Below are 13,724 nucleotides of genomic sequence, written 5' to 3' on the forward strand. Positions count from 1 at the left end.
GTTGCCGGCAACGATTGCATATTTCTTTTTTTGTACACTCCTCAAAAATATGTATTCTTGTGATTACCAATACGTAAATCAAACACACAACAATGAATAAATTTTCTATACTTTCACTTGCTTTTGTGCTATCATCCGGCCCGGCAATCTATGCACAAAGCCCTTATGTTTCATCCGTATGGGTTGCTGATTTGGGCAACGGACAGTACCAAAATCCGATTTTACACGCCGATTATTCCGATCCGGATGCAATCCGTGTCGGCGACGACTTCTATATGACTGCCTCAAGCTTCAATCACGCCCCTGGGCTTCCTGTATTACACTCAAAAGATTTGGTAAACTGGAGAATCATTTCACACGCTTTGCCTAGACAAATCCCAGAAGATGTATTCAACACCGTTCAGCATGGAAACGGCGTTTGGGCCCCCTCTATTCGCTATCATGAAGGCGAATTCTATATCTACTGGGGGGATCCCGATTTCGGTATCTATATGATCAAGACCAAAGATCCCGCCGGAGATTGGTCGGCACCCGTTCTAGTCTTTGAGGGTAAGGGATTAATCGACCCTTGTCCATTTTGGGACGAAGATGGCAACAATTATCTGTCTTTTGCCTACGCGGGGAGCCGCGCTGGACTGAAAAGCGTCGTCGCTGTTGCGAGGCTCAATGCAACCGGTAGCAAAGTGTTGGATCGTGGTACGATCGTATATGATGGCCACGAAGCCGACCCTACTATTGAGGGGACCAAGATGCATAAACGCAATGGTTATTATTATCTGTTTGCTCCTGCGGGCGGCGTATCTACGGGATGGCAACTGGTATTACGTTCGAAAAATATATACGGCCCTTATGAACGACACGTCGCCATGCACCAAGGAAGCACCGTTATCAATGGCCCGCATCAAGGCGCATGGGTAGACACCCAAACGGGAGAAGATTGGTTTGTACACTTTCAAGATAAAGATGCATATGGGCGTATCGTTCACTTACAGCCTATGAAATGGGTGGATAATTGGCCTATCATCGGTAAAGAAAACGATATCAAGGGAACCGGCGAACCGGTGTCGACATATAAAAAACCAAACGTTGGAAAAACTTATCCGATTGAGACACCTGCCGAGTCGGATGAATTCGAAACACCATTACTTAGTAAGCAATGGCAATGGCAGGCTAATCCGGACGGCACCTGGCTTATGCCTAGCAAGCACGGACATTTAACACTATATACACAACAAGTTCCGGAAAATCATAAAAATTTGCTGGATATTCCTCATTTACTCACGCAAAAATTCCCTGCTGAGGAGTTTATGGCAACGACCAAGATGCGGCTTATAGCAAACGAGAAAATCGAGCATGAGCGTGCTGGATTTGCTGTAGTTGGAGAGGATTACAGTCAGCTCTATGTTAAGCAAGACAAGGGTAAGCAAACACTATATTATGCAAGCTGCAAAAAGGGTTTAACCTCGGGCGACGAGTCGGTCACCACTATCACTGATTTGCAAGAAGGAGAGTACATTTATCTTCGCGTAAAAGTAAACAAAGGAGCAATCTGCCAATGGTCTTATAGCCTAGACGGAAAAAGATATACAGCAGTAGGAGACGCATTTACAGCAAGCCCCGGCAAATGGATTGGTGCAACGTTAGGGTTATACGCCGCGCGAGACACACAGATCAATGATAGCGGTTATGCAGAGTTTGATTGGTTTAGAGTAGAGCCTATAAAAGAATAAGCTATGTGGGTACATAAAATACTATTCATTTTGTTTATCTCCTTTGTCGCAACGGGGGGGAGAGCACAGACAACAGACAACAGATTTGAGTTAATTGTTTCTCAGGACGGATCAGGTGATTTTACGACGATACAGGAAGCGATCAACCAAGTGAGGGACCATGCGGAAAAACGTGTGACTATTTATATCAAAGCAGGTATTTACAGAGAAAAGGTCGTTATCCCAGCTTTCAAAAGAAATATCACACTAAAGGGAGAAGGGGCAGAAAAGTCGATCATTGAGTATGACGACTATTCCGGCAAGCCTTTTCGGGGAATCGATGTGACGGGAAATCCGAATTTTAGCACGTACACATCGTATACGGTTTTAGTTGATGCGAACGATTGCTCGCTGGAAGATTTAACAATCGCCAACACAGCGGGCAAGGTAGGGCAGGCAGTCGCTTTACATACGGAGGGGGATCGCATCACCGTACGCAATTGCCATATTTTGGGCAACCAAGATACACTCTATCTCGCGAAGGCGGGCACACGCAACTTTTTGGAGAATTGTTTTATCAATGGCACTACGGACTTTATTTTCGGCGCTGCAACGGCGTATTTCTTCCGCTGTCATATTGAAAGTTTGTCAAATTCATATATTACGGCGGCGTCGACAACGGCCGAAGCCCCTTATGGATTTGTATTCGAATCCTGCAGACTGACCGCCAAGGACGAGGTAAATAAGGTTTATCTCGGTAGGCCGTGGCGCCCTCATGCAAAAACCGTATTTATAAACACGGAAATGGGCGACCACATTACACCGCAGGGATGGCATCCTTGGCCGGGCGACAAAAATTTTCCCAACAAGGAGAAAACTGCTTTTTATGCTGAATATGGAAGCTATGGGGCAGGAGCAGAAGATTTGTCGAAAAGAGTCGAATGGTCACATCAACTGAAGAAATCAGCACTAAAAAAATACAGCCCCGAGTGGGTACTAAACAGGTGGAGTCCGATGTAAACAATAAACTTATGAAGAGATATAACGTAATAGTAATCATTTTCGCAGTAGGTGCCTTACTTACTTCTTTCTCTAACCAAAGGGTAACGACGATTTACCTCATTGGCGACTCAACGGTTGCAGACTATTCGCTTGAAGAAGAATACGACAGCAAACGATACCCTTTAGTGGGTTGGGGACAGATGTTCCAGCCCTTCTTCGCCGCAGATAGTTTAAAGCACGTGGAACATCTTCTTGGCAAAGTAGACCAAGTGAAAGTGGATGATCGCGCCAAAGGCGGACGAAGCACCCGAACTTTTTTTCAGGAAGGTCGATGGTCTGCCATCTATAACGTACTCCAAAAGGGAGACGTTGTCATGATACAATTTGGGCACAACGATGCTGCGGAAAACAAGCCGGAGCGGTATGTAGATATCCAAGGCTATAAGGAATTTCTGCGGCTGTTCATTAACCAAACACGCCAAAAAGGTGCCCTGCCTATTTTACTTACGCCGGTGGCACGAAACTATCCGTGGAAGGAGGGTAAGCTCGACAATGTACACGGAGAATATCCACAAGCCGTAAAAGAGGTGGCTGTTGAAATGGACGTCAAACTAATTGATTTAAACGAGCTATCGATGGCTCATTTCTCGAAAAAAGGACAAGATTATGTTACGAAAAATTACTTTATGAATTTTTCTGCGGGCCGGTTTCAAGCTTATCCTGATGGACAAAAAGATAATACGCATTTCCAAGTTGCGGGGGGTAGTGCTGTTGCTCGACTGGTTTTTGATGCGATGAAAGGATTGTAGCTTATTAATAACGTTCCCGGCAACGTTTGCGTAACTTTTCTATCGACATTATTCTTTATTGATTTGCCAATATCCTATTATTGTAATAACATAATTAATAAACCGCATGCACTTTCTAGGAGAGCGTAATGTTTCAAAATAGAGTGGTCCAGTTAATAAACGATTTTAATAGATGTCATTTTAAAAGCAGATTAACTAATTGAGCGTTTGGAATAGATTCAATGGTCAATTTAGTTTTTATGGCAAAAAAAACAACCGGTTGCAATACAATTTATCTGTTTTCTAGCGTAAACTTAAAACCTCATATCCTTATGGAAAAAATAAACTTAATTCGAAGAAAAGGCGTCCTTTTCATTCTCCTTCCGCTCCTGTTAGTGTGTGGAAGGAGTTTGGCACAAACTGCGACCCAAAAAGGAAACGTCATAGATCAATCGGGCACGCCGATTCGTGGTGCCAGTGTGAAAATAAAAGGAACAGCCACGGAAACCGCGACGGATAGCAACGGCGATTTTACATTACCAGGTGTATCAACAGGAAATGTTATTATAGTGAGTTATACTGGGTACAGTACGCAAGAAATTCCAGCAGATCAGAATATGACTCTTTCTATCACCTTAACGGAAGATGATGTAGCACTCGATGAAGTCGTGGTGATCGGTTACCAAACGGTGCGCCGTCGTGATTTGACTGGATCGGTAGCCTCGGTAAGCGGAAAAGATCTCGCAACTGCTCCGGTAATTAATGTCGCGCAAGCATTACAGGGGAAAATGCCCGGCGTTAACGTCATGTCGCAAGACGGCCGCCCCGATGGTGACGTCTCGATCCGCATCCGTGGCGGTGGATCGATTTCACAGAGCAATGAACCTTTAATCCTTATCGACGGAATCCCCGGCAACATCTCTGATATACCGAGTGATATGGTGGAGAGTGTAGACGTGCTGAAGGATGCGTCATCTACCGCCATCTATGGTGCTCGAGGCGCAAACGGCGTGGTACTTGTGACTACGAAAAGGGCAAAAGAAGGCAGAAGCTCGGTAACTTATACCGGTTATAGTAAATTCAACCGACCTACCGGTTATATGGAAGCATTAAGCCCCTACGATTACCTCGCGTTTAAATGGGCGATGTTAGATGCCTATGAAGACATCGACTATGTAACCCCTTTTACCCAGCTATTTGCCTTGGGCGAAAACAGAGGCAGCAACACAGCGGGTATAGACGCATACCGAGATGTCCCAACCTATAACCTCCAAAAAAGCCTTTACAACAGTTCCTTCTCCCATAACCACGATCTTTCGATTGCAGGGGGAAATGAAAAGACAAAAATATTATTTGCTGCAAACTATATGGACGAACAGGGAATGAAATTGATGTCCTACGCAAAACGAGCTTCTGCGATATTCAAAATCGATCAGAAGCTGCATAAAAATCTGAATTTTAACGTGGATCTTCGTTATACAGATAGAAAATCACTTGGAAGCGAGGGGACAACCAGTGGTGCGGGTTCCATCCTCTCTTCGTCCTACCGATTTCGTCCCATCGCAATCACAGATATCAAAGGCGATCTGTCTTATCTGACGCATTCAAGTTTAGGTGAAGAAAATACCGTAATGTACGATGTAACAAACGGGGTAAACAGGACTTTGGATAACGATAACCTGGCCTTGGAACAATCTTTACTAGGTACTGCCGGCCTAAACTGGAATATTCTGAACAACTTAACGTACCGTACGGAACTAACTCTATCCCGGTCCTATACGACCAATAAAAACTGGGAAGGGCCCACTATTGATCCGAATTATTACATCGCTACGGGTACGATGGAAACCATGGACAAAATTATTTATGCAGGGAATGCAGATCTCAGAAAGCGAGATGCCTGGGGGCTTCGTTGGACAAACACTTTGAACTATGATATTCTACAGAATGACACGCATAGGCTTAACCTGCTAGCTGGACAAGAAGTCACTAATTCCGGTGGGAGTGATATGCGTATTGACGCGATGCGCTTTCCGGCAAACTTCACAAAAGACAATGCTTTTGCGATGATCAACCAATATGACACCAGCGTTTCTACGAACCTCGTCGTTTCCAGCGGCGCTACCACTCCATCACGAATACTTTCCTATTTCGCCCGGAGTAACTATTCCTTGTTGGATCGGTATATGTTCACCATAACGATGCGTGCTGATGGGTCTTCGAACTTTTCGCCAGAGCACCGTTGGGGGTACTTTCCAGCAGCAGCCGCAGCTTGGCGCCTTTCTAACGAGTCTTTCCTGAAAAGCCAGATTTGGATAGACGATCTTAAGTTACGCGCTTCGTACGGCGAAGTAGGTAACGACGCGGTCGATCCAAACCAGTGGTCACAATTATGGGTAGCGGAGACCGACCTACGTTATCGGCAAGCGCTAGGCAATATAATCCAGCCCGGTTACGATCTAGCCTCAGCTCAAATGGCAAATCGTAATCTAAAATGGGAAACTACCATCACTCGGAACCTTGGGCTTGATTTTACGTTGTGGAACAATAGGCTATGGGGTACAGTGGACGTCTATAAAAACACTACGCGCGACCTGTTAATGCTTACCGATATTCCGTCCATCACAGGGTTCAATACCAGTTATGCAAACGTGGGAAAAACGAGTAATAGAGGGATTGAGTTCTCCCTATCGGGCACCGTATTCAGAAATGAGGACTGGAATATTACTGCTGGTGGCAATATTAACTTCAACAAAAATAGAATTGAGGAATTAGCAGAAGGGGTGCAAAGTGTATATGGTAGTAACTTCCTACAATCGGGTATCCCAGGTAATGATTTTATATTACAAGAAGGTAAACCGGTAGGCATCGTAATGGGTTATCAAACGGCTGGGAGAGGTTTTTATGAAACCAGTGACTTTGTGTATGACGCTGCCACACAAATGTATACCCTAAAAGATGGGATTGCAGATCTGGCCGCTGCGTTTGTCGCTCACCATAAAGGTGTTGTACCCGCCGGCCAACAAGCATATCCCGGCATGCCTAAATTCGTAGACACCGACGGGGATGGCATAATCGATACGAAAGATTACGTTGAAATTGGAAACATGACCCCTAAACATACCGGAGGGGTCAACCTTACAGCTAACTATAAAAACTTTGATTTAGGAGCGTATTTCAACTGGAGCTACGGTAACCAGATCTACAATGCGAACAAATTGGCTACCCTCTACAACGGTAACAAAGGAGGAGGATTATACGGCAACAAACTGGACATCGTAAATGATGGTTATAAAATCTATGAGATCGACGCTAGTGGAAACCTCCAACGGATAACAGACCCTACGGCATTAGATGCACTAAACCAAAACGCAACACTGCCGCTTACGTATCTACATCAAGGTTACGTGAGTGATATTGGTATAGAGGATGGCTCTTACCTTCGCTTGAACACCTTGACACTTGGCTACAGCATGGAGAAATCTTTAATGAGCAAGATCGGATTAAACAATTTACGTATTTATGGTACTATCTATAATGTAGCAACATTGACTGGATACTCGGGAATCGATCCAGAAGTGAATGCGAACCCAAATATTAATAATTCCCGCTATCCAACACCGGGCTTTGATTGGGGAACCTATCCACGTCCACGTCAATTTGTGATCGGATTAAGTGCTACATTTTAAGCAAGATGATTGATTAGAAAATTAAACAAAAGAACCATGAAAAGAACAGCTTTATATATATGCTTGGCGGTAACATCCGCTATGTTCCTCCAATGTAAAGATTATCTAGATGTCACCAACCCAGGACAGAGCGATAACGAGTTTGTCATGTCCAGCCCCGAGGAAGCGGCCAAAACATTATCGTGGGCGTACGGCGAATACCGTACTAACGTGGCCGCCGGGGGGAATTATAACTGGCAGGATCCGTTGGGCTCCGATGCCGAATACATGAGTGAATATCCCACCGGAAATAACGTGATTGCACGACTACAGCCCGAAGCCTCAGCCGTTAACAATGCTGCCACCCAATACAACAGTTTAAATATTATATTGGCTCGCGCTTCTCGAATTGCAGAAATTATTCAAGACATGGGAGTACTTGAAACTAACGAGAACAACGAGTGGAAGCAGCTCTATGGTGAAGCGAAGACGATGTGGGCCCTCTGCGGCTGGGAATTGGTACGCCACTTTGGCGATGTTCCTTTCGGCTATGAAAATACCTACGTACAGGACTATGAATTGAAATCACGCTTCGCGATCATGGATACGCTGATTGCGGAATTGCGATCGGTGGAAGGCATGATGTATAAGGTAGGCGAAGGTGGTGTTACGGCTGAACGCCTAAACCGCTCTTATGCGAACGCCCTTATTGGTGAGATTGCCTTACACGCAGGTGGTTGGCAGACTATCCGTACGGATGTCCCCGATCTATATCGGAATGTACAATTTGATTACAAAGGTACAGACGATGGTACATGTATATACGCTCGACGAAAAGACTATCTGGACTATATTCGGATAGCGGAACAGTATCTTAACGTTGCCGTTAACACGCATAACGGAACTGCGAGGCTGATTACTAACGATAGCAGAGCAGCCAATAACCCTTTCCAGGTGCATTGGCAAGAAATCAACTCCAGACGCGTCAGTCCGGAGTCCCTGTACGAGGTTGCCTGCGCCCCCGGCTTCGGAGGGGAGCACCCCTATTCGCAAGGACGTCCCGGCTCTAATAACGGAGCTGTTTCAGTGCTTAATACTTTTGCGGCTATCCGTATCGTGCCATCTTTCTTTTACAGCAGCTATGAGAACGGCGATAAACGCCGAGATGTCAGTATGGTCGTAACCGGTAGTGACGCAGCAACCGGAAGGGAAACATTGATGCCAATGGGCGCGGGGACACGCATCGGGGGCGGGGGTCCGGCTATTAATAAATGGGATCAAAACCGGGGGGACAATCCGTTGATTCCGAATAATCATTTCCGCAACTCTGGGATGAACTATACGGTCATGCGCATGGCGGATGCCATGTTGATGCTCGCGGAGGCAAAGGCCATTTTGGGCTCGGATAATGGTGGTGCGGTCAACCTCGTCAACCAAATCCGGGCCCGCGCGTTCGGCCACACCAACAACAATATACCGGCGCTGAGCGGAGAGGCACTTCTCAACGCCGTGTACGAAGAGCGTAGATTGGAATTACTTGGCGAGGGAGATGTTCGCTGGGATATGATACGTTCGGGAAAGTTCAATGAAAGAGCTATTAAAGTTCGTCAAGAAATGGAAAACATGATGGCTGGATTAACGAGTAACGGTTATTATACTTTTCCAAACGGACGCACGATCTCTAATTATATTTGGACGAAACATGTTCAGTTAAATCCAGGCAGCTCGGCAGCCGAGGTAACACAGGAAAGTACCAATCCAAACGATCCGGTAAGTTTCCCCGGCTGGCGAGGAATCTACAATTGGAATGCTGCCGTGCATGCCAGTGTCGCCGCTAAAAACCTAGCCATAAAAGGACTATACAATTATATCGATCCAAATGGTGCCGAGGCAGCAGCGCTAGAAGCCGACGGCTATGTTAGGACCGAATGGGCGATCAAAATGTTGCAAGGAACCAACCCGGCGATGTACCGAGCCGCTATTCTGGATGGCATTGTGGGTAGAGAGAATATGGCGCCTCGCTATTACCATCCTATGCCGCTTACAGTGATCGACCAATCGAAAGGAAAAGTAAAAAACGGTTACGGATTGCCTAACAACTAATTTATCAGATAATTGCGTGCGCTTTACCTCATATTACTTTGTATCTTACCGCTTGTGGGCTCTCCACAAGCGGTAGGTCATTTAACGACCTATACCAAGGAAAATGGTCCTTCTCACCGTACGGTATCGTGTATCACGAAAGATAAAGATGGTTTCTTATGGTTAGGCACTTGGAACGGTATCAATCGCTATGATGGAACGACCTTTAAAACGTTCGACGGTATCCAACAAAACAGTGAATCTTTTTTATTGAATCGCCGAATCATACAGATCGTGGATGACGATGATTATTTATGGGTACTGACTTACGACCACCAAATCTATTGGTTCAACAAAAAGACAGAAAGATTCCACGCCTTATCACCACAAATAAGGCAATCCCTAGGATATACTTTTTTATTTAATAAAATATTCCTCTTAACCGATGATTACGTCTGGCTTGGCACAGAAGATCGTGGAATCGTGGCGATACCCCGTAGAGCCCCGTTCGCCAATATTTTACATTACAGTACGAAAAGTGCAACATCCCATCGCATTTCCTCGGATACTATTAATATCGTCCATCAAGATAACAGCGGACATATCTGGATAGGGACTAACAAGGGTCTTGACCTCCTCCTGCAGTTAGGTACAGAATATCAATCTACGGGCAGTGTGTATGCGGGAGGGCCGATTGTCAAATTTGCCCATGGAAAATGGGGCTCTGCATTTATAGCCAATAGTGCCGATATATTGTTAGTGAAAGACGGTCAACATCAAGTGGAAAAGATAAAAATCGGTGGAGACATAGTCCATGCTATCCTTTTCTCAAATTATGGTGATTTCCTATATGCAACACGTAACGACGGTTGTCTATTCAGAGTCAACGTTTCTAGCAAGACCGCAGATAAGCTGATCGATGGACATCAATCGCTCTATGGTATGTACGAGGATGCTAAGGGGAATCTTTGGATAGAACAGGAGAGCAGTGTGCTCTATTTGGATCGACGCAGCAACTTGTCACGCATTTTTAACCCTCTATATGCCAAACAGAATACAAAGACACCATTTTTTTGCTTCGAAGATGTCAACAATCGCGTATGGATCAGCATAAGGGGAGGTGGTTTCGGCTACTTTGATGAAAATACACAGGAGGTCAAATTTTCTATGAACGACATTGGGTCGCAAACCACTGTTTTACCCCAATATAATTATCTTTTTTTCTATGATCATAGCGGAGCTTTATGGTTTACCTCGGAGGAGAAAGGATTTGTCAAACTTGTGTTTTCCAATTTTGCTTTTCACCATCATGATCTGTTTATTGACAAGCACAGTACTTTAAACGATGAGGTTAGAAGTTTGATGTTGGATGCAACAGCAAAATTATGGGTAGGAACGAAAGCGGGGAACCTGTATGTCCGACAGAACGAAAAGACGGTCTCTCTTTTTAACCCTACCATTTTTAAAGAATCTGATGGTATCTACAGTTTGTTGGAAGATCATTCCGGTAATATCTGGATCGGGACAAAAGCTTTAGGATTATTTAAAGCTGTAGCCAAAGATGATGGAGGTTACACGTTAAGCCGGATTACAAGCGAACAGGATGGATTAAACGCCAACCAAATCTATACATTGGCTGAAGATCAGAAACAGCGTATCTGGATAGGTACTTTCGATAACGGATTATATAAGTTGGAACATGGGTTTGGAAAGGTTGACGTGAAAAAGATCGTCTGGACAAACCATACGACACAAAATAGATTATTTAATAAAATCCGCCACATCACTTTTGATCAGCGTGGACACTTGTGGATTGCAACGACAGAAGGATTGGTCGTACATGCCCCTGATGGAGAGACCCGCTTTTTCTTTGACACACCACATCACCCTATAAAACTGGGTGACAATGACATACAATATATTTTTTCTGACGCAGAGGGAGCCATGTACCTCTGTACATCGGGTGGTGGGCTTACCAAAGTAGAAGGCAATCCTTTTGGAAAATTGATGTTCACGAATTTCGGACGGCAGGAAGGACTTTACAATAGTTTTATTTTAGGCGGCACCGCCGATTCTAAAGGTAACCTATGGCTCTCCACAGAAGGAGGCATAATCAAGTACGATCAACACCGTAAACAGTTTATGAACATGGACGCCGGAGATCGACTTAATAGCCTGTCTTTTTCGGAGAAAACAGTGTCTGGAACAGCGGAAAACGGTCTTTTCTTCGGAACGAATAAGGGTTTTCTCACGGTAAGTCCCACGAAGATGCAAGCAAAAACAAACGTGGTCACCATGGCGCTGACTGGATTGTGGGTCAATAATGAGGAACGAAATTTAATAGGAGATAAGGAAAAAGTGAATATTCAGTATATCGATAACCTAATTCTTCCACACGACGAAAACAATATCAGCATCGATTTTGCTTTGACAGATTTCTGCACAGGCAATCCTAACTTTTCGTACAGGTTATTGGGATTAGATAGTATCTGGCAGCAGAACGGCTCGTTAAACCGAGCGACATTCACGAATCTAAAACCTGGTCATTACATATTCGAAGTGAAAGGGGAATATGATCTCTATACAACTGGGCCTTTCCGAAGGCTTTCCATCGTCATATCGTCTCCTTGGTGGGCAACATGGTGGGCTTATGGTCTTTATTTAGGCCTCGCTATAATCACACTGGCATTCGTCCGCCATTTCGTTAAATCGATATGGCTCTTAAAGCAACGCGTCATTATTGAGCAAAAGATGGCGGAAGTCAAAATGCGCTTTTTTACGAATATTTCGCACGAATTAAGAACACCTTTAACCCTGATTCTCAGTCCAGCAGAACAGCTGCTCAAGAGTAAACAACTCAATGAAGAAAATCGCCAGTATACGCAATTAATCAACTTGAATGCAAAACGCATGCAACGTTTTGTAGATCAACTGCTAGAGTTGAGGCAGATACAGGAGAACAGCTACAAATTGCAAAAAGTCCCCACTGATTTTATTTCGCTTGTACATCGTGTGTTGAATGGTTTCCAAGTTGTCGCAAAAGAGAAGAATATTCGTCTACGACACGACCTTCCCGACGCAACCGTATCGTTGACAATAGATCCGGAAAATATCGAAATCGTCCTGTACAATTTATTCTCCAATGCCTTAAAATATACGTACCCAAATACGGAAGTTACCGTAGCCTTTAACGTCAATACAGCAGCTGGTTCTGTAACCCTCTCGGTACTTGATCAGGGGCCTGGTGTCAAAGAAGAGGCCTTAAACGAAATTTTTGAACTCTTTCATATAGAATCGACTCCTTTCTTCCAATCGGAAAAAAGTTCGGGCATAGGACTATCTCTCGCGAAAGAGCTCATACAGCTACACGACGGTGAAATCTGGGCAAAAAATCGCGAAGGCGGAGGCTTGGAGGTCACCTTTTCCTTGATGTTAGATCAAGAAAAAGGTGACGAATCTAAGTTTATTCCTGTTGTACAAGCAACTATTGACACCTATCTAGACCATGATACTGACGAGTGGCAAGAAGAAGCCGCGGCATCAAAAGAACTACAGGAACAAGTCCTTATTGTCGAAGATAATGAAGAGCTTCGTGCCTTTTTGGTTTCGCAGCTACGGAAATACTACCAAGTAATAGAGGCCGAACAGGGCGATAACGGATTATCTGCAGCGATAAACAACCAACCAGACATCATCGTTAGTGATGTGATGATGCCCGGTATGAATGGAATAGAACTTGTGAAACAATTAAGAGAACATACCGAAACAAGTCATATCCCTATTATTCTGCTGAGTGCGAAGCACGCCATAGAGACGCAGATCCAAGGTCTTCAATATGGTGCAGACTATTATATCACCAAACCTTTCCATTTGGATTTTCTATTGGCGTCTGTCCAGCGTCTTTTAAAGAAACGTAAGCTTCTTTTTGAACATATGGTAAATCAACGGGATTTGTTGATATGCACGGATGATATTATTATCACAGACCATGATCGGGAATTTCTTCGGAATGTTATTTCCATCGTGGAGGAGCGAATGGAATGCCCTACGTTGAGTATTGATCAAATAGCGGGTTCGCTCAACTTGGGGCGGAATACGTTCTATAAAAAATTCAAAAGTTTGACCGATATTGCTCCTGTAGAGTTTGTTCGGGACATGCGGCTTCAAAAAGCCAAAATATTGTTGGATCAAGGATTGGATAATATCGCAGAAATCGCCTATCAAGTCGGTTTTAGTAACCCGAAGTATTTCAGTACTTGTTTTCGGGAAAAGTTTGGCACGTCGCCTAAGAGGTATTTCCAACAAAAAAAATCGTCCGAAAGAAATACATTGTAAAATTTACCTCTCCACACAGGTGGATTTAAAATTTGAACCTTATTCATCAAAATTTGAACCTCCAAAATGGCGCTGTCTCTTATACTTGTGGTGTCTTTTGTTGCAATCGGTTGCATACAAAGGATGCTAAAACTATAAAC

General features: G+C 44.3%; 6 protein-coding genes. All 6 read left to right on the forward strand.

The window, feature by feature from the left end; translation table 11 throughout:
* Window positions 1–92: 92 nt before the first annotated feature.
* The 6 genes from G5B43_RS09535 (at window position 93) to G5B43_RS09560 (ending at window position 13,584) form a co-directional block, all read left to right on the forward strand.
* Window positions 93–1,730, forward strand: coding sequence for a glycoside hydrolase 43 family protein (locus G5B43_RS09535; RefSeq protein ID WP_165294520.1), 1,638 nt, complete (start codon window positions 93–95; stop codon window positions 1,728–1,730).
* A 3-nt stretch (window positions 1,731–1,733) separates the two neighbouring features.
* Window positions 1,734–2,729, forward strand: a complete 996-nt coding sequence (locus G5B43_RS09540; RefSeq protein WP_165294521.1) for a pectinesterase family protein — start codon at window positions 1,734–1,736, stop codon at window positions 2,727–2,729.
* An 11-nt stretch (window positions 2,730–2,740) separates the two neighbouring features.
* Window positions 2,741–3,520 carry a rhamnogalacturonan acetylesterase gene (locus G5B43_RS09545; protein WP_165294522.1) on the forward strand — a complete coding sequence of 260 codons (780 nt, stop codon included), beginning with the start codon at window positions 2,741–2,743 and terminating at the stop codon, window positions 3,518–3,520.
* 311 nt (window positions 3,521–3,831) lie between these two features.
* The gene (locus G5B43_RS09550) at window positions 3,832–7,188 is read left to right on the forward strand and encodes a SusC/RagA family TonB-linked outer membrane protein (protein ID WP_165294523.1); all 3,357 of its coding nucleotides are present in this window, start codon (window positions 3,832–3,834) and stop codon (window positions 7,186–7,188) included.
* 36 nt (window positions 7,189–7,224) lie between these two features.
* Window positions 7,225–9,270, forward strand: coding sequence for a RagB/SusD family nutrient uptake outer membrane protein (locus G5B43_RS09555; protein ID WP_165294524.1), 2,046 nt, complete (start codon window positions 7,225–7,227; stop codon window positions 9,268–9,270).
* 54 nt (window positions 9,271–9,324) lie between these two features.
* The gene (locus tag G5B43_RS09560) at window positions 9,325–13,584 is read left to right on the forward strand and encodes a two-component regulator propeller domain-containing protein (RefSeq protein WP_165294525.1); all 4,260 of its coding nucleotides are present in this window, start codon (window positions 9,325–9,327) and stop codon (window positions 13,582–13,584) included.
* Window positions 13,585–13,724 lie beyond the last annotated feature (140 nt).

The organism is Sphingobacterium sp. SGR-19, from assembly GCF_011043555.1.
In the GTDB taxonomy this organism is placed as follows: domain Bacteria; phylum Bacteroidota; class Bacteroidia; order Sphingobacteriales; family Sphingobacteriaceae; genus Sphingobacterium.